The 18743-nt window shown below is 62.0% G+C and carries 16 protein-coding genes; 7 read left to right on the forward strand and 9 right to left on the reverse strand.

Annotation, left to right across the window (positions count from 1 at the left end):
• The 3 genes from AB0N24_RS23345 to AB0N24_RS23355 form a co-directional block, all read right to left on the reverse strand.
• Positions 1–591: sigma-70 family RNA polymerase sigma factor (locus tag AB0N24_RS23345; protein WP_364129715.1), on the reverse strand; the 591-nt coding region annotated here is incomplete at its 3' end.
• Between the two features lie 156 nt (positions 592–747).
• On the reverse strand, positions 748–1155 hold the full coding sequence (locus tag AB0N24_RS23350) for a hypothetical protein (RefSeq protein WP_364129717.1): 408 nt from the start codon (positions 1153–1155) through the stop codon (positions 748–750).
• Positions 1156–1296: 141 nt separating this feature from the next.
• Positions 1297–1797, reverse strand: coding sequence for a hypothetical protein (locus AB0N24_RS23355; protein WP_364129719.1), 501 nt, complete (start codon positions 1795–1797; stop codon positions 1297–1299).
• 239 nt (positions 1798–2036) lie between these two features.
• Here AB0N24_RS23355 and AB0N24_RS23360 point away from each other — a divergent pair, with 239 nt between their 5' ends.
• From AB0N24_RS23360 to AB0N24_RS23375, 4 genes are all read left to right on the forward strand, one after another.
• On the forward strand, positions 2037–2276 hold the full coding sequence (locus tag AB0N24_RS23360; RefSeq protein WP_364129722.1) for a hypothetical protein: 240 nt from the start codon (positions 2037–2039) through the stop codon (positions 2274–2276).
• Positions 2277–2748: 472 nt separating this feature from the next.
• On the forward strand, positions 2749–3333 hold the full coding sequence (locus AB0N24_RS23365) for a recombinase family protein (protein WP_364129725.1): 585 nt from the start codon (positions 2749–2751) through the stop codon (positions 3331–3333).
• A 135-nt stretch (positions 3334–3468) separates the two neighbouring features.
• The gene (locus AB0N24_RS23370; protein ID WP_364129727.1) at positions 3469–3777 is read left to right on the forward strand and encodes a hypothetical protein; all 309 of its coding nucleotides are present in this window, start codon (positions 3469–3471) and stop codon (positions 3775–3777) included.
• 95 nt (positions 3778–3872) lie between these two features.
• Positions 3873–8816, forward strand: a complete 4944-nt coding sequence (locus AB0N24_RS23375) for a DEAD/DEAH box helicase family protein (protein WP_364129729.1) — start codon at positions 3873–3875, stop codon at positions 8814–8816.
• Positions 8817–9074: 258 nt separating this feature from the next.
• Here the strand turns inward: AB0N24_RS23375 and AB0N24_RS23380 are convergent, their stop codons facing one another.
• Positions 9075–9380: a hypothetical protein gene (locus tag AB0N24_RS23380; protein WP_364129731.1), complete on the reverse strand. Its 306-nt coding sequence runs from the start codon at positions 9378–9380 to the stop codon at positions 9075–9077.
• Between the two features lie 249 nt (positions 9381–9629).
• Here AB0N24_RS23380 and mobC point away from each other — a divergent pair, with 249 nt between their 5' ends.
• The 3 genes from mobC to AB0N24_RS23395 are packed head-to-tail and all read left to right on the forward strand — an operon-like array spanning position 9630 to position 12439.
• Positions 9630–9998 (forward strand): plasmid mobilization relaxosome protein MobC, encoded by a 369-nt coding sequence (gene mobC / locus AB0N24_RS23385; RefSeq protein WP_364129734.1) that lies wholly within the window; start codon positions 9630–9632, stop codon positions 9996–9998.
• On the forward strand, positions 9995–11668 hold the full coding sequence (locus AB0N24_RS23390; RefSeq protein WP_364129736.1) for a relaxase/mobilization nuclease domain-containing protein: 1674 nt from the start codon (positions 9995–9997) through the stop codon (positions 11666–11668). Before mobC ends, AB0N24_RS23390 begins: the two co-directional genes overlap by 4 nt.
• Before the next feature lie 3 nt (positions 11669–11671).
• Positions 11672–12439, forward strand: a complete 768-nt coding sequence (locus tag AB0N24_RS23395; protein ID WP_364129738.1) for a hypothetical protein — start codon at positions 11672–11674, stop codon at positions 12437–12439.
• A gap of 50 nt (positions 12440–12489) precedes the next feature.
• Here the strand turns inward: AB0N24_RS23395 and AB0N24_RS23400 are convergent, their stop codons facing one another.
• The 5 genes from AB0N24_RS23400 to AB0N24_RS23420 form a co-directional block, all read right to left on the reverse strand.
• On the reverse strand, positions 12490–13077 hold the full coding sequence (locus tag AB0N24_RS23400; RefSeq protein ID WP_364129740.1) for a hypothetical protein: 588 nt from the start codon (positions 13075–13077) through the stop codon (positions 12490–12492).
• Positions 13078–13208: 131 nt separating this feature from the next.
• Positions 13209–13868 carry a DUF4913 domain-containing protein gene (locus tag AB0N24_RS23405; RefSeq protein WP_364129742.1) on the reverse strand — a complete coding sequence of 220 codons (660 nt, stop codon included), beginning with the start codon at positions 13866–13868 and terminating at the stop codon, positions 13209–13211.
• Positions 13865–15643: a TraM recognition domain-containing protein gene (locus tag AB0N24_RS23410; RefSeq protein WP_364129745.1), complete on the reverse strand. Its 1779-nt coding sequence runs from the start codon at positions 15641–15643 to the stop codon at positions 13865–13867. The genes AB0N24_RS23405 and AB0N24_RS23410 overlap by 4 nt, the downstream gene beginning before the upstream one ends.
• Positions 15644–15647: 4 nt before the next feature.
• The gene (locus tag AB0N24_RS23415; RefSeq protein ID WP_364129747.1) at positions 15648–17237 is read right to left on the reverse strand and encodes an ATP/GTP-binding protein; all 1590 of its coding nucleotides are present in this window, start codon (positions 17235–17237) and stop codon (positions 15648–15650) included.
• Positions 17237–18742: an SCO6880 family protein gene (locus AB0N24_RS23420; protein ID WP_364129750.1), complete on the reverse strand. Its 1506-nt coding sequence runs from the start codon at positions 18740–18742 to the stop codon at positions 17237–17239. The genes AB0N24_RS23415 and AB0N24_RS23420 overlap by 1 nt, the downstream gene beginning before the upstream one ends.
• Between the last annotated feature and the right edge of the window lies 1 nt (position 18743).

The raw sequence follows: 18743 nt of genomic DNA on the forward strand, positions 1-18743 counted from the left end.
GGTGAGTGGGTTGGCCGGCCGCAGTCCGGCTTGTGGATTTAGCAGCTGTGAGAGTTTGTGTTTGGCGCGCGAGAGCCGCGACTTTACCGTGCCAGACGGGATGCGTAGCAACTGGCTTACTTCAGTGGTACTCATCTCCTCAAGAACGCAGAGGGCGATGATCTCCTGGTCTTTTCGCCCGAGTGAACGGTAGGCCCGGTGCAGGAGCTGAGAGCGCCGGTCCTGGTCCACGGCGTCGGCCACGCAGTCGCCGTGATCCGGTGCCGTCTCAGCGCGGGGGAGTTTCCGGAGGAGTCGCTCATACCGGAGGTTGGACCTGATGCGGTTCCGGGCCACGTTGGTGGTGGTGACCATCAGCCACCCGATTATTGAATCGTTGACCAGCCTGACACTTGATCTGCAGCGCCAGGCTTCGAGGAATACCATCGCGGTGATGTCTTCTGCTTCATGGGGAGTTCTGACGAGGCGCAGGCTGTGACCGAAGACTCGGTCCCGGTGGAGAACGAAAAGTTCAGCGAAGGCAGGGCCATCGCCCTCCAGGACCCGCGACCACAGCTCATTGTCCGTATGTGCCTTTCCCTGGTTCCCCATACCCATAAGTGTCCGGCAACCCCGTGGCGGTTCCATCAGGAATGAGCACAACTCTTAACCGCCTCGGTGGCCGCCCGGGGCACTACAGGCCCAGTGGAGGTGCGACCCTCTAACGGGACGCTTCTGGTCGCTGAGTCGAAGCTTGGCTCGGAACTGCTACGCCTTCGGGGATGCTTCTGCGGCGGTAGCTGCCTGGCGCAGTAGAACGTCGAGCCGATCCTCAAAAGTTTCTTGGGTTCCGAAAAATGCGTGGTCGGTTAGTCGGATACCGAAGGTGTCGAATGCGTGCGCATCAATATGGACGCCGTGCTCCGCTGCTCGAACTCGGACTGTTAACGCCACCGGTATCTTCCGGCGGCTCCATGAAAATAGGTTGCCCCATAGGCGGTACTGCAAATTGGATCCCGTTCGTATTTCAAGGAAGGTACCGTCCTGCCGGATCCTTGCCTTGTCCGCCGCAAACGCTTTGGAGATTGCCGTCAACGCTTCGTCTAGAGAAAGCGGCGACGACCAGTGTTCGGTTTTCTCGAACATCGGCATTGTTCGGCTTCCGTCTATCCCCATTGGACTTCTCCTAACACCAGGATCGTGACGACAGCATAGTCTTTTGGGGGTGGAAAACAGTGAGCGACCTCGGTCTAACGGACGGAAGCCAGCAAGTGGACAAGTTGGATCGGCCATCGGCCAGGCCCAGCAGCGACGGATTTATCCGGTCGCCCATTTCCTGCGGCTGCGGTTGACGATCAGGTCGACGATGACTGCTCCTATAAGTGCAAGGATGAACGGCGATGTAGCACCATTGATGAGACTGAAAAGGGCGATCGGCTGCGGCTCCCCATCCATTGGCAGTGGTCGTGACGTGTAGGCGCCAGCGAACGCAGCCGCGACCAGGACCACGAGAGTAACTATCCGCGCCGCCTCAGTGCGGGCCACCAATCGGTACCCCAGAATCGCGGCCAAGGCGAGTAGGACGAGTACGGCCCGCACAAAGTACGGCACCCATTGCGCCACTACGGGGATCGGACTCGCGTTGAAATCCAAAAGGGGAGCGCCAATCTCCGACAGCTGCAACTGGATCGTCAAATACCCAGTCAGGAAGATAACGCATAGGGGCCCGACTAAGGCGGCCGCGATGGACAGGATCGGGCTCGTGCGCGAGGCCGGCAAGGCGTCGATCCGGCTTGGGCTAGTTACGTTTTCCATCACGCATCCCCCTATTGACTGCTACGACGACACTAAGCTTCTATCCAACTTTTCGGTAGAGGTATAGCCCTCCGCAGAGCGGATGGTCCCTCGACCCTCGCTGTGCCTAGGGCCGTTTCCGTCGGCGTCCGAGTCTGCAGGATCAGCCGAACCGTCACCGGGGCGGAGAAGCGATACTCCCGTTTCAATTAGGGCGGAATGAGAATATGCTCCGATCAACAGCAGAAGAGGTCTAGCGCACCATGAACGATGAGATGAAACGTGGTCCCGAAAAGAGACGGTGGTTTCCTTCCATAGCGGGCATCTTTGCCGGACTCATCCCCGGAGTAGCCGCACTGTTCAATGAATTCTCCTCGCCGTTCTGGATCGCCTTTAATATCACCCTGATTGTGGTGGCGCTTGGGTTCGCCGCTGCCAACCTCATTGGTTTGGCTGTCGTCCGGTACCACCGCCGCACGTCGGGGCGAAGCAGCCCTGAATAACCGGCAGGCAGGCCTTTGACCTTAAAGTGATATCCCGCCCAATTCCGAACGGGCTTCATAGCCAATAATCGCTGTTCGTACGAGCCTCCTTGCCCGCGTTTGTGAAGGCCCTCAGCATGCCGAGGTACCCTTCCGGGCGCCCGGGCTGACCCACTACCCCACGAAACACAGCGAAACATTTCTCGCATACCCGCCCGTACAAGCCGTCCCGTAAGACGGTCCTCCACCGGCCGCAGCAGCTTAACTTGCTGCAGTCATCCCGAGACGCGGGATTCCGGGCAGAGCCGATTCCCGTAAACCCCGCCCGCGAAACTGCGCGGTGAAGGTGCCCTATTCGCAACAGTCAAAAACGACCGTTTGTGAATACCTGTTCTACGCCTGTCGATTTTTCAGGGAAACCACGGCTAGAGTGGTGTCATAACTCATGTCCGTAATCAAAAGGTTTCAAAACATCGCTGGGAGGGTTTTTGGCATGTCAGTGGGCAATGTCATCGGGTACGCCCGCGTCAGTACGAGGGGACAGTCGTTGGAAAGCCAGATTGACGCTCTTGTGGCAGCCGGCGCCATCAAGGTTTTCCAGGAACATGCGTCCGGTGCGACGCAGGCCCGCCCGAAGTGGCAGGACTGTCTGAGCCATCTCCAACCGGGGAACGTTCTGGCGGTCACGGACCTGACCAGGCTCGGCAGAAGCACGGCCGACCTTGCTGCGATAGTGACGTCCCTGGCGGAGAGGGGAGTGGGGTTCCGGTCACTGGCGGAGCCCTGGCTGGATACGACGACTGCCCACGGAAAATTGATCTTTGACATGTTCGCCTCCCTTGCCGAATACGAACGAAGCAGACTCTCCGAACGCACCAGGGCAGGTCTGGAGGCCGCGAAGGCCAGGGGACGCATCGGCGGCCGGCCCACCGTAGTTACGGCATTGAAGAGAGAAGCCATCCACAGATATCGGAAGGAAGGAAGGACCATCGTGGATATCGCTTCACTACTGACGCTGAGCAAATCAACCGTCATCCGGGAACTTGCACGGGATCAGGCACAAACGATAGCCAAATAGCCGCAGGAGGCCGTGGCCGTTAGGGTGACGATCAAACCGACTCAAATTGGGGAGATCACGTGGCGGCACGGAAAAAGGCAATTAGTGGCCAACTGAGCTTTGAAGCTCTGTGGGCCGAACCGGAGGAGGAGCGCAATGAACAAGCACGGCAGACACGCCATGGAAACGATGAAATCGACCGATCAGGAGCAGTTCAGCCAGATCGAGGATCCGGAAGCACACTTCACGCAGCTGGGTCAGGAGATGGCGGACGAGATTGGCGAGCTGACAACACAGCTGACGCCACCCCGGGTCCACGGGCAGAACATGATGGACGTGATCGGGCTCCAGAAGGCAGCGACGAAGCGGGCCGAGGAAATGGTGTACCAGGAGCGGATCTACAGCCAGATCCCGGCGCAGAGCGAAGAGATGGAGACGACACCCCTGCCCTCGGACGAGGAGTAGGAACAGGCGGCAAATTCCAGCCAAGGTCACAGGATGATCTGGCCCCGTCCGGACAGAAGGGGCGCTTCCGGGCCAACCTAGCAGCGATTGAGCTGGTGAAGGACCTCGAGGTGGCCGGCCGGCCCGCGACCGCGGACGAACGGACCGTCCTTGCCAGATGGTCGAGCTGGGGAGCGCTCCCGCAGCTGTTCGACAAAGACGATTGGGCGGCAGAACGCGCCGAGCTCCAGGCCACGCTGAGCGAAGCGGAATACGCTGCCGCATCCAGGACTACCACCAATGCGTATTACACCGACGCTGCCCTGGTCCAAGAGATGTGGTCCGCTGTCCGTGAACTGGGCTTCACGGGCGGAAACGTCCTGGAACCAGGCTCCGGAGCCGGGACCTTTATTGGGTTCGCCCCGGAGTCTGCATCAATGGTGGGGATTGAGCTGGACCCGCTTACTGCGAAAATCTCACAGCACCTTTACCCCGACGCGCAGATTCGAAACGAATCGTTTGCCGACACCCGCGTCACGCGCAACTCCTTTGACCTAACAGTTGGAAACGTCCCGTTCAGCCCGAACAGCCTCTATGACAAGGTCTACAACCACGACCAGCGGCACTCGATGCACAACCACTTCATCCTGAAGTCGCTGGAGGCAACGAAGCCCGGGGGATACGTGGTCGTGCTGTCATCGAGCTTCACGATGGACGCCGCAAATCCGGGGTCACGGCGCGAAATGAACGACCTTGCCGATCTAGTCGGAGCTGTCAGACTGCCCAACGGCGCGCACCGCCGTGCCGCCGGCACCGAGGCGCTTACGGATGTACTGCTGTTCAGGAAGCGGGAACCTGGCCGGGAGCCCCTTAGCCGGGACTGGGAACAGGTCACCAACATCATTGCCGACGGGAAGAACGTCAAGATCAACACCTGGTTCGATCTGCACCCCGAGCATGTTCTCGGGCAGATCACTGTGGGTCACGGCATGTACGGCGACGAAACTGTCAGCGTCCGGGCATCGGAGCTCGCGGACGTTCCCAGCCAGCTGGGATCCAGCCTCGCGGCGATAGTCCAGGACGCCGAACGGCTTGGGCTCATGCATACGCCCCAGGAAACAGAGTCGGAAGTCCGCCCTGCAGCACTGCTGCCGCAGAGCCAGGCTGCATGGGACGGGACCATTTCGGCGTTGGCCGATGGGACCTTCACCATCGTGGACCAGGGACAGCAGGTGCCGTTCGACTTGCCCAAGGCCCACGCATCGGAAATGCGGGCACTGTTGGGGCTGCGGGATGCAGCGCGGGAACTGCTGGAGATGGAAGCAGCGAACACCGACGACACCCCGGAGATGGATCAGCTGCGCGCCAGCCTCTCCTCGCAGTACAAGGCGTACGTCGACCGTTATGGCCCGGTAAACCGTTACCAGCTGATGTCGCGGGAGGACAAGAAGACCGGGGACGTCACGACATGGCGCAAGCTCGCACCCGCAGTGCAGAAACTGCAGTCGAATGACCCTTTCGGCAGTTTGCCTGCGGCACTGGAGGACTTCAACGACGAAACCCAGGTGGCGCTTCCGGCTGCGCTCACCGAACGCCGGCAGGTGCTTGTCCGACGAGCGCCACGGGGTGCGGAGAACGCCGAGGACGCCCTGGCCATCGCCCTGGACACGGTAGGTCGGGCAGACCTGCCGTTTATGGCGGACCTGCTGGGCAAGACCGAAGCAGAAGCCCGTGCCGAACTCAGTGGACTCGTCTACGACGATCCGGCCACCGGCAAGCTGCTTCCTGCGGCCGAGTACCTTTCGGGGAACGTGCGGACACGGCTGGACCAAGCCCGTACTGCCCTCACGCTGGACGCAAAGTGGCAAGAGAACGTCGACGCTCTGGAGCACGTCCAGCCGGACAACATCCGGATGGAAGACATCGAGGCACGCCTGGGCGCGGTGTGGATCAGCCAGGAGGACCACGAACAGTTCGTCCAGTCCCTGCTGGGCGACGTCTATGCAACCGTCCGGACGGTTGAAGGCACCGGTAAATGGGACGTCAAAAGCAGCCGGGGCAGCATCAAGGCAACTTCGGAGTGGGGAACCGACCGAAGGCCGGCACCTGATCTGTTGCAGTCACTTCTGGAACAATCACAGATCCAGGTCACGGATGTGGACATGGACGGCAAGAGCTGGCCGAACCACGAAGAAACCGAGGCAGCGCAGGAAAAAGCCGAAGCGATTCAGGAGCGGTTCGGTGAATGGGTGTGGGAGGATCCCGAGCGCGCTGCGCGGCTCGCGGAGGAATACAACCGGCGGTTCAACTCCATCCGGCTGCGCGACTACACGGCCGAGGGAGAACGACTGTCTTTGCCTGGGCTGGCGATGGACTTCCGTCCGCACCAGCACCAGCGGACCGCCGTCGCACGCATCATCAACGAGCCGGCTGTCGGACTGTTCCACGAAGTCGGGGCCGGAAAGACCGCAACGATGGTCATTGCGTCGATGGAGCTGAAGCGACTGGGACTGGTCAACAAGCCACTCGTCGTGGTGCCCGGGCACATGCTGGAGCAGTTCACCAGGGAGTGGCTGGAACTCTATCCCCAGGCGAAGCTTCTCTCTGCGGGAAGCGAAGACATTGCAGTGAAGGGAGGCAACCTGGTTCAGCGCCGCAGGTTCGTCTCCCGCGCGGCCGCGGGGGACTGGGACGGCATCATCATGACCCAACAGGCCTTCAAAAGCATCGGTGTACGCAAGGAAACCATCGAGAGTTACCAGATGGGCATCGTTGGGGACGTACGACAGACGATCACACTCGCCCAGGAGAGTGACCAGTCCAAGTCCATGGTGAAGAAACTGGAGACCAAGCTTCAGGCCGAAGAAGAGCGGATGAAGAAGCTCATGGACACGGCCCCGGACGACGGACTGACGTTCGAAGACACCGGAGTGGACTACCTGATGGTCGATGAGGCACACGAGTTCAAGAACCTCCGCACCGTGACAAACGTCCAAGGGGCAGCCATCCAGGGAAGCGTCCGCGCCACGGACATGCACCTGAAGCTGGAATACCTGCGTTCGCACGGAGACCGTGTGGCCACCATGGCGACCGGGACGCCCATTGCGAACTCAGTGACCGAGGCGCACGTCATGCAGCGCTACCTGCGCCCGGATCTGTTGCGGGACGCAGGAGTGGAAAACTTCGACGTCTGGGCAGCGACGTTCGGGGAGACTGTTACGGCCATCGAGATGGATGCCGGCGGCCGGCTGAAAAACAAGACGCGGTTTGCGAAGTTCAAGAACGTCCCCGAACTGCTGCGCAGCTTCAACGTGTTCGCGGACGTCAAGCTCTCGGAAGACCTCAACCTCAAGACTCCGGACTACGCACCCAGACCCAGTGACGGGGAGCGGCAGCCCGAACTTGTTCTGGTCCCGCAGCCGCGGGAGCTTGCAGCGTATATGAAGGAGCTGGCCCACCGCCTGGACACCATCAGCCCCCGCGCCCAGAAGGGAGCGGACAACGTCCTGACCGTGTACAACGACGGACGCAAAGCAGCCCTGGATGTGCGGATGGTCGGGATCGAGCCGACGTCCGAAACCAAGTTGGACTACGTGGCACGGAACACCCTGCGTGTCTGGGAAGAGAACAAGGACAACACCTACGACACGACAATCGGCTCCGGGATCCCCTCACTGAAGGAAGGAGCGCTGCAGCTGATCTTCTGCGACCTATCGACGCCCACGGGGGACGGCTCCTGGAACGCCTACGACGAGATGAAGGAACTACTCGTCGCCGGCGGCATGCCGGCGGATTCGATCCGCTACATTCACGAGGCTGACACGGTCAAGAAAAAGGGAGACCTCTTTCGGCAATGCCGCAATGGTGATGTCGCAGTCCTGATTGGGTCGACGGGCAAGATGGGCACTGGGACGAACGTCCAGCTACGGGCGAAAGCGATCCACCATGTGACCTGCCCCTGGCGCCCGGCCGACCTTACACAGCGGGATGGCAGGATCATCCGCCAGGGCAATGCCAACGCCGAGGTCTACAACTTCCAGTACGCAACGTCGGGAAGTTACGACAGCGCGGCATGGGACGGCATTCAGCGCAAGGCAACCATGATCCAACAGGTACTACGGGGGAGGCTGGACGTCAGGGAAATCGAAGACGTCGGTGACCTTGCTCTGAACGCTGCGCAGATCAAAGCAGCCACGTCCGGGAATCCATTGGTGATGGAGAAGATCGAGGCGGACACTGCGCTGACCAAACTGGAACGACGGCGGCGCGCGTTCGAACGGAACAAGTCCTCACTTACCTGGCAAAAGGCCGGCGCCCTTAAAACCATCGAGCTGGCGCAACGGAAGCTGCCCGCTGTGCGCGCAGCAGCTGAGACTGTCGTTCCCACCGCCGGCGATGCTTTCCACGCAACCATCCAGGGCGTCGGCTACGAGAAACGGACGGACGCTGCGGCAGCCCTCCGGCAATGGGCAGTTGATCAGCAGAACAGCTACATCCCCATCGGACGCCAGGAGCGCGACTATGGAATCATCGCTGCACTCGGCGGGCACCAACTCCGGCTACGCAACGCCGGACGTGAGGCCCGGCTGGGTACACACGACGATCTCGTATTCACCGTGGACGGCGTTCCCGACACGGAGCACTCGGTCCGCCGCGGAGAGCTGATCGAGGGAAGCCAAGGAGTGCTGACGCGGCTGGAAAACCAAGTCTCACGAATCCCGCAGATTGCGGAGAACCTTCGGGAAGCGATCACCAAAGCCGAGCGGGTCCTCGCAGACATCGACCACGAGATCGACAAGCCCTTCCGGCAGATGGCGCAGCTGCTGGAGGCGAAGGCACGGAGCGCCGATCTGCAGGCACGACTGCAAGCGTCCATTGAGCCACCCGGTCCCGCCGCGGAAGTGCGGGAGGAAATCGAAGTCGACCCGGAGATCGAGTACATTCGCCGTCATCACCAAACGACGGCAGCCACTGGGGCCGCGGCGCCCACCCGAGCTACGACAACTCAAACACCCTGGACGGACAGAACCGCGCAGCAGGATGCAGGAGTCGAAAGGTAGGACAGTCCTACGCGAAGGTGTGCACAACCGGCGCTAGTTCAGGGGAGAATACCGGCAGAGGTGACGCGCCGGCTGTGTGCACCTGACCGTTGGTTCCTGCTGTCCACATGTGTGCGGGAAAAGCCCGAAGGAAATAGCTTTTGCCGTGCCCATGTGGGCAGGAGGCCGCTCAAGCAGCCGAATAGAAATGGGTGAGGACCGTCCGGATTCCGGACGGTCCTCACCCATAAAAACGCAGCGGTGGTTTCGCTCGAAACGTCAGCCGTTCTCGGCCTGCACGTCGCTGCTGTTCGATGCCTGGTTACGACGCGTTGAGGGACGCCGCTTCTGCGCGCCGACCACAGGTGCAGGCAGGCCTGCGTCCTTGAGCTCCTGCGGTGTCCAGTGCGACTGCGTCGCCTTCTTGTGCGTGTGAGCGTACCGAGTGCGCGCCTCGTTGAGAGCTTCCTCAGCGACCTGCAACTGCTCCCAGGAGGTCAGCACTTCCGTGACGGCGGCGAGCCGCTGTTCAGTGCGGCGCTGTTCGCTTTGACGGAGTTTTTCCAATGTCTGTTCTGTACTCATGAAGCCATCGTATAGGCGCACGTGGACATCGTTTCGAGCCACCGGGGTGTGTCCCGAATGCATCCGCTCCGGTGGAGCACTGCGTTGCCGAAGCGGAGCAAGCTAAATAATAACCCCGGGTTATTGGCTTGTCGCCTCGACTTTGTGTCGAGGCTCGGGCACACTGGTCAGTGTGGTCCCCGGGATTCGGGGTCGCTGCGCTGGGCCAGTTTGGGGGACATTGTGGAAGGTTTGAACGGGCGACGAGCCTTGAAGCGTTCACGCCGCCGCCTTCCATACATCAAGGGCGGGCGCCCCGTTACCTACGACGTCTCCGTCACCGTTGAAGAGAATGCCCGTCTCGACGTGCTGGCCACCGAGGGCAGGGTGACCATCCAGAGATTGCTCGTTGAGTCAGCCCTTGCCGGATCCCGTCCTACCGTGACGGTGGGCAAGGACCAGCTCGTTGCCCTGATGGAGATTCGCCGCGTATTGGCTGGCGTTGCGAACAACGCCAACCAGATTGCCAGGCACGCCAACACCACCTCGGAAGTGCCGGCGGAGTTTGCCGCAATGATCAGCGAGGTCCGCACGCTGGGGGCGACTATCGCCAGCGTTGTGGACAGGTACGCCAAGTGATTCCCAACATCACCAAGGGCTCCGACATGCGCGGCCTGATGGGTTACCTGGTCGGCCCGGGTAAGCGCAACGAACACACCCATCCGCATCTCGTGGCCGGAAGCGGTCCCACGATGGCGTGGTACGACGACGCCGAGTTGAACTACGACAGTGCGTCCGCGCTGGCAACAGAATTGGACCGAGCCCGGCGCGTCCTGGACGTGGCAGCCGATGACTGGAACGTGTGGCATTGCTCGCTCAGCTTTGAAGCAGCTGAGGGCATCCGAACCGACCAGGAGTGGGCAACCATTGCGCAGGAGTTCATGGATGACATGGGTTTCACCGAGGCCAGCGGAAAAGCTCCCTGCTCCTGGCTCGCAGTGCACCATGGCCAGAGCATCAACGGCAATGATCACATTCACATCGTGGCCTCCCGGGTACGGGAGGACGGAACCAAGTGGTTCCTTCGAGGTGACTACGCAGCAAGCCAAAAGGCGGCCCGTGCCATCGAGCAGCGATACGGCTGGCGTGAACTGAGCTCAACCCACACGTCTGTTGGGTACCACCCGGCAGAACAGATTTCCGTTGCCCGCCGAAGGGCAGCTGCCAAACATTCGGCTGCCGTCGCCAAGGGCACGGAGCAGGTCGAATGGAAGGCCCTGGGAGCGGCAGAGCGCAAGCGACTGGCGGCCGTTGAGCTGACCCAGGATCAGCCTCGCTTCGAGCTGGCACGAGTCGTGCGGGCATGCTCTGTTGCTGCAGCTGATGAGGCGGAGTTCGTGCGCCTGATGCGAGAGAACGCGCTCCTTGTCCGTCCTCGTTTCGCAGACGGAACACGCGACGTCGTGACCGGATTCTCCGTGGCCAGCAAACCCCTCCACGGTGAACGGCCGATTTGGTATGGCGGAGGTCACCTCGGGAAAGACCTGACATTGCCGGTGCTGAGGTCGGCCTGGACGGACAGCATCGGCGCGGCTGAAGAGGCGGCCGCCGAATGGACTGCCGCCTCACGCGGCCGGCGGCCTGCGGCACGGGACAAGGGACGGGACGGACAGGACAGCCTGACGCTGCAGCGCTACTCCGAGTCCCTGGAAAGGCTCACGAACGATATGCGGGCCGTGGCCCACAGCGATACAGCTGCGTGGGCGCAGGTAGCCCGTGACCATGCTGGAGTGACCGCTGCGTGGTCCCGCCGGCTTCCTCAACCGCTGGCCTCGGACATGGCCGCCACCTCGGACGCCCTGGCACGTACAGCTCAGGTGAGGAACAACCCCGTCCAGGCACGACGCTCTGTGGGCGTCTCCGCACGAGGCATGGCCACAGCATTACTCGCTGCTTCACCCAGTGACGCAACGGCCACCGTGGCAGTCTTGCGCCAGCTCAAAAACCTCGGTGACGCAATGCGCGATATGCACTCGGCCGCCGGGGACCTTCGCCTCGCTACAGCAACCCGCAGTGCGATCTCGGACCGGCTGGTGAAGGTCTATCGGGTCTACAACGAACAAGCCAAGACGGAAGCACAGCAGCAGCAGGCAGCCAGCCTCCCGCCGGAGGCAAGGGCCGCCCTGGAACACGTGGCGAAGTCCGCTGCCCCATCCGGCCCGCTACCTCCGGTACTGCCGGCGAAGATCGAGGCGCCGACCCATCAGCCCCAGCACGTCAAGCGCACTACTGAAATCGAAAGGAACTAACCAATGGATATTGCAGATGGCGTAGACGACGCTTTTGACCAGTCACTGAGGTCCGCGATCACCGTAGCGAGCCGTGTAGGTGAACAACTGGCGCGACAGCGGGAACAGCGTCTGCGGGACCGTGCCGCCGCAGAGCAGCAGCAGACCCGTGAACTCGAAGCACGGTACGAGGCCGAACGGACTGCAGCACGAGCACGGTTGCGCCTGACCGAGCAGCCCCAGTGGTGGGACAAGGCAACACCTGAGGCAATCGCGGAAAACTATGCCGTCGCTGTTGCCTGGAAGGACGACGACGACGTAGCCAGGACTGCGGTCGAGAGGATCCGGCAGGAGGCTACGGCCCGCTATGGCATCGACGTTGACGCGGTGGCCCCAACCGGTACCAGCGCCGAGCAGGAGGCCAAGGAAGAAAGGCTGCGCCAGGAACTCGATACCCAAAAAGCACGGGCACTAAGGGAGCAGGGATTGGGCGAGCTGGCCGCAGCTGAGCGCGAGACCGCCGCGCAACGTGAGCAGTCGGAGCGGTCAGGCGGCCGCCAGCTCGAAGACAGCGACAAGGGCTGGGACTCAGCCGGCTCCCGTGCCGCCCGCGCAGCGAACCTGGAGAACGTGGCGGACGGCGAAGCTGTGGCTGCCCAGCTCCACGCTGACCGCGGTCAGGGCCGGTCACCGGCTGAAGCTGTGGCACACGGACCGTCATCGGCGCCGAAGGCACGCAAGGCTCCGGCCGCAACTACCTCCCGTCAAAGGGAAGTTGGACGATCGCGTTAGTACAGAGTCAAAAGGACCCCCTGCCGATGGCAGGGGGTCCTTTGTTTGTTTCAGCCCGTCGCGTCTTCGGGCTCATTCCGCTTCGGCCCGGAGCTCCGGGCGAGGAGCCAAATCGGCAGCCCCGCAACGTACAGTGCCGAGCCCAATAGATTCACCAGCGTCGAGCCAAGCCACCATTGGATACCCACCCGAGTTGCAGGGATGATCCCGGAGACGATCAGGGCGCCCACAGCCGCTATCAGCCCTGTGACCAGATAACCCGGTACAGCCCCCGGATCCACTTCCCAAACAACGGAAAGTGCAAGGAGCGCCGTTGGGGCTCCCCGCCAAGGACCGGGAATGGACGACCTACCGGAGCCGTCACCGACATTGCTGGCCAGGCCCGCAAAGAGGACGATGGAGGCGACCGGCTGTATGACGTCTTTTCGAGTGGTCAGCCACTGAGACACAGCGCCTGTGACGTTATCGGCCTGACCCATGCCCAGGTAGGTGCCGACATGGCCGATGGCATCGAGAGGGCTGGAAGCCGGCACCCAGCTGAAGAGGACGCAGGCGCAGCCGATGGCCAATAGTGAAGCCATAATCCTGTAGGGCGCATCCCAGCTGAAGCGGGCTGCTGACATCATCGTTTCGAACATTGGTATCCCTGTCTTCTGTGTAATTGACGCAAACAATTAGGAGGGCCGTGGCAGGTGCCTCGGCCCTCCTAAACATGCGTAGGTTTAGCGCTGATGCCGATTACAAGTCAGCGTCGTGCCAAGACAAGTTCCTAGTGCGGGGTAAAGAGCCCCGCTGGGGCTGGAGAAACCGGAAGCGGTGCTATCTCTGGCCGGTGCCCTTCTTTGCAGTTGGCGAACGGCCCCTCGGCATCCATGAGGACAGCCATGTGGTGGGAGCAGTGATCCCGGTACCAGACGCTTAGTCCTGTGGCAGGGTCCAGCCTCAAGTGCTCCCATGCTCGCCACAGAGCATCGAGGCGGGACACGGCCTCCCCGTGCTTCCACCAGTCATTGCACCATCGGTGCGTGCTGTTCAACGCTGCTGTGGACCTGCGGAAGCCAGGGGATAACCAGTCAGTGACCCAGGCTTCCACAGTCGGATACATCGGCTTCGGCGGTTCCTCGGGAACATCCTCTTCCACCGACACTGGCTCCGGGTGCAGCTCGGCGTGTACTGCTGCCTCTGCCTGTTCTTTGAGACCGGCAAGTGTGTCCTCATCCAGCGCGGCTTCAAGGGCAGTAACCACAGCGTTGTTGACCGCGGCCGCCACGGCACGTTTGACGGCCGCTCCCACGTAGTCCGTCAGATCAACGGAGGCGAGGGCATCCCGGATGGCATCGCCCTGCAGGGCGGGCCCTTTCGAGGCGGCCGTCTTTAGCTCACCGGTAGCGAGGTCAACCTCTCCGTTTTCGTCCCAGGAATCCGTCATGCCGCCACCAGGTCCGGGTTCCTCTGCTGCTCTGCCAGTTGCCGTTCGGCCTCCTGAATCGTCGAGGCTGCAGTCGGATCAAACTGCGCAATCGAGGACTTGATCTCTTCCGCATGGTCGCCGGCCATCCACGGTACTGTGCGCAGCATCGCCGCCCTGTTTCCAGAGGTAAACAGAATGGCCCGTCCCTTGGGAAGGGCAGTCAGTTCGCCAACGTCCAGGATCCTCGACTCACTGGTCTGCCGGGAGACCGTGGACTGTCCCTTGGAGGTCGAGCGGGACCGCGACTCGTAGTGATACGTGCCGATCAGCTGCGAGAGCATTTCCAGGAACTCCGTCTCCCGGACTCCGCCGCCGTAGATCATGGCGTTCGATGCGGACATCAGCTTCTTCATACCCGACTGCCCCCACACATCAACGCCCTGGGAATAGCTCTGCAGGACGGTGTGGATGACAATCCCCCTCGATCCGTAGTGGCTGTAGAGGTCAGGCAGTTGGGACCAGCGGCAGACGTTCGCTGCCTCGTCCAGCATGGCTAGCATCGGCGTTTTCAGCCGGCCTCCCTGCTTTACAGCAAGCTGCTCGGCGGCCTCGGTGACAGCGACCGTGAGCGCCGTTACGAGCGGGCCCGCGGTGCCGGTGCCTTCCTTGGACAGTGAATAGAGCGTGTGGGTTCCGCTGGCAACGAATACTGCAGGGTCGAAATGGGGACGCGGGTCGCTCTGTGACTGCGGGTTTACCCACATGGCCACCTGGCGGTTGGTCAGGCATGACGCCATCTGCTGGGCCGTGCCGTAGACGCCGCCTCGCTGCTTCTCCGGGGACGTGAGCACGCCTTTGACCTGGTTGGCTGTCTGCGTGTAGACAGTGTCCTTCAGCAGGTCATAGGGCTCTGACTCCGTGGGATCCGTGAGCCACCGGTAGACGTCATTCATCGTCTTACCTCCCGTGGCGGCCGCCAAGAAGAACCCAGCCAGCAGGTCCTTACCGGACCCGTCGAAGAACGCATCAGTCTTCGCGCCGGCCTCCCGGCTCCCCGCGGCAAAGTGGCCAGCCAGGTTCGCTGCCCTGACCTCATCCGTGACGTAGGTCAGGGGGTTCCACCACCAGTCCGGCGCCTGCTCGCAAATGCCTTGGGGATCGAAGATCCACACCTGGCCAACCTCGTCCCGGACGCCTCTGGTGGCGTCCACGACGTCGCGCTTGTTGGAGGTTGTGATGACGCTGCCCCGGGCTTCCACAATCTGCGGGACGACCCACGACGTGGTTTTGCCGGTACGAGGACCTGCAATGGTCAGCATCATGTCTTCAAAGCTGGCATAAACGTGTTTCCCGCCGGCGACCAGGACGCCGAGGTAGGTGCCGATTCCCTCCGTGACGCCCAGCCTCTCCGCGGTAGCAGCTGCGCCGTCTTTCAGGACGGACTTCATATGCCTGGCAGTAGCCATGTGGCTGGCAGCAACATCCACCCAGGTGTGAGCAGTTCCGAGCTTGCCCGCCACCTTCACCGCTAGCAGGAGCAATGCCCCAACGATAACCACCAGCCCGATAGCGGCGGTGCTGGAAACCCCTGTCCAGGACGCGCTTCCCTTTATCAGCCCGTTCACAAGCTGGAACGGGCTGACCTCGAACTTCCAGCCGATGCCGCGATCGATGGCCATGCCAGCGTTGCCGCTCAGCACGAAGACTACGACAACTGCCACCAGCGCAGCGAGGCCGAGGGCCATAGCCCTTTCGCCGGGGGCTTTGTGCTTGTTCCGTGTAGGTGCTCCCATGGTGCTACCCCTCCTGCATTTTCCAGCGGCTGTTCGTGTCGGTGAACTTGCCATCCTGTTCGATTGGTGTGAGCCGGACGTCGACTGTGACACCGGGAGTGGCGCCCACCTTGATGAGGAATTTCCCTTCCCCGGGGTGCCTGCGTCTGGGCCGGACCGGCGTTGACGAGAGCCCGGTGCCGGAGGTGGCCTCCCAATGGTCATCGTCTTCGATTTCGTCCGTTGTCCTGGAACTCAGCTTCTGGGCATCACCCCAGCCGACAATGGCCCGCTCCTCATCCTTGGAGAGCCGGACAACCTTGTTGATGGCTTCCAGCTCGTCCTCCCGCTGTCCGCCGGAAATGATGATTCCGCAGCGGCCGATGAAACCCATAGCGCGCTTGCGGTCTGCAGGATCAGCGATGGCCTCGAAGTCTTTGAGCGTGTGGAAAACGAAGTATTGACCAATGCCGTCGTTGCGGTTCAGCCGTGTGATCGTGTCGGCCTTCTCGACGAGGCCTCGGCCGATGGACATGGGCTTCCAGAACTCATCCATGGGCAGCACGTAGTTGATCGGTTCGATGATGCCGGCATCTGCCAGGGCATGAGCGACGTTCACGTCGGCGTAGCCAGCGCTCCATGTCGCGAGCATCGCGGCCGCCTGCATCTCGGGGTTGTGGTCCCCGATGGCTGCGAGGTTCCAGGACGCGTGTTGCCGCAAGGATGCACGGCGCGTGGTGTGCTTGGAGAACATCGTTCCTAGAACACCGCCGGAGATCATGCCGCGAAGGGACCTGCATAGCGGTTCGGTGGCGTCGCGGTAGCGGTCGTCCTCGCCACGGTCCATGGCTACCTGCCGCAGGGGCTCAGGAGCCGATTCGATGACTTCCAGCAGGTCCTGGATCAGCGGAATACCGTCGAACGTCTCACGAAGAATGCGGATACCAAGGTCGAGGATATTGTCCTCGACCTCCTCCAATAGCCGCTTTCTCGTGATCGTGATGAGCGCCGCCATGAGGGCGCGTTGGCGAGAATGCAGATCATCGAGCATCGCGGTCGGATCCACGCCGGCTGCCCGCAGCTCCTTGGCGGCGTCGTATGCCTCGCCGGGATCCAGGGGGTTGATGTTCCCCCGCCCCGGGCCGAGAGGAATGACCACGCCGCCCATGGCTTCGATCACCTGGTCATACTCACCCTTGATGTCGCCCAGCACGCGGCTGAAGAAGCCAAAGGCGTCGTGCCCCAGCAGCAGATGCTTTACCAGCGTGGACTTGCCCATTCCCGGAAGCGAGAAGATCGCGGTCGACGGGTTCTGGATGTACTTGGCGGTAAAGGCGGAAATCATGTCCAGGGCAACGGTGTTGCCGGTGACGAGGTCCGGGCCGATCGGGACACCCATCAGGGGAGCTCCGGAACCTGCGGCGAACGGCCACATGCCGCACACCTGCCGGGTTGACCCGCGCCATTCCTTGGGTGCGCGGATGACGGCAGCTGTGCCGCCGCCTGGACGCACGTACCCCCGAGAGGTCAGCGCGGCACGCCGTTGCCCCTGGTTCCTGCGGTAGTTGCGGAGAAGATTTGGCGCCAGCGTTTCCAAGAGTGATTTGGCAGCCATTACAGGTGCTCCTTGAGCTGGTTCGGAACGCGGACATGGTCAGTGAGAATGAGCCCTACGGGCAATGTCGCGGCGAAGACCACGTCTTGGGACCCGTAAGCCGGGCGCAGCTCGATCTTGGATGCCCTGCCCCTGCCGGTGACGGCGAGTTTCGCCACGGGAAGCTGGTCAGGGTCGGTGACCGTTGCCGTGACGGCCAGACCGAAGTTGACCAGGCCAGCGCCAGTGGCTTCCTCACGGGCCGTCTGGCTGGCGGCGACTACGGCCTGGGCACTGGAACTGAGTTCCTGCTTCGTTGAACCGGCACGCGCACCGAGGTGCTTCACATCGCGTTCTGCGACGTCGCCTGCTTCGCTGACAGGAATCGGGCGGAAAAGCAGGGCAACGCGCTTGCGGGTCATTTCCGCCTGAGGCTTGAGCAGGTCAGCCAGGATGCGTGACCGGACTTCGCCGCGGGGGGCAATCCCCATTGTGTACGAGGCCGAGACGCCCGAGTCGTGGCGCATTGATTCCCAGCCGGCGTCGTGGGCAACCGGGCCGGCGTTATCCCAATCGAAGTTAACACGCTCGCCAGGGTCACTCATCACCCGCTCGATGTCTTCTGCAATGCCCGGATCATAGGAGGTCCGGATCATGCGTGAGAGCGAGGTGACCGAGACCGGAACAGCATCAGTTCCCCCGGCCAGTTCAATCCGGGAGCCGATATCCGGCAACCGTGATGCAACACTGACCGCCACATCCTCAACGCTTCGCGGAGGGCTGCCAAAACCAGCTGAACCGGTGAAGGTCAGCGTTACCCAGGTGCGCACCATGGAGGACCTGGATACGTCCGGATCAATAGCCTGCAGCATCATGGTGCGTCCGACCTCGGAAGCGTGCTTGGAGAGCTGCGGCTCGATGTGTTGTTTCAGCCGGCCGCCGAAGTCCGGCGCCACCTCCACGATGACGGATCCCCCGGCGATATCGGATTCATAGCCGCACTCCCGCATGAAGGCTCCCCACTCGGCCACCCAGCGCTCGATCTGTGCCTGGTCCGTGAGGGTCATCCCTTCAGCCTCTGTCAGGAAGGCAACGGAGTAGTGATCCGTATGCGGGACGTGGATGAGCGCGAAGGATCGGCCCAGACCGTCCCGGCACTTGTACGCCGTCGAAGCTGCCAGCAGCCCCGGCAATCGATACGTTCCGCTGGGGATCACACCGACAGGGCCCGACCGGTACTGCGTGCGCTGGTTCTTCTTCGCGTGGTTGAACATGAATCTCTCTGCCCGTTTCTCAAATGCCGATACGCCGAACTTGTCTTTCTTGAGCGATTGCCACATCAGCGGCGCAACGACCAGGAAGTAGATGACCCCGCCCCACAGGTTGGACATCATCACCAGCCCGAAGATGGCCAGGGCGATGATGATCAGGACCGACTCACCCCGGCCCAGACGCCCAATACCTGGTGTGCGAGGCTCGACGAAGTTCCCGTATGTGTGGTCAGCAGCTGCCGAAGTGTTTGCCATA

This window comes from Arthrobacter sp. NPDC093128 (assembly GCF_040683875.1).
GTDB lineage: Bacteria > Actinomycetota > Actinomycetes > Actinomycetales > Micrococcaceae > Arthrobacter.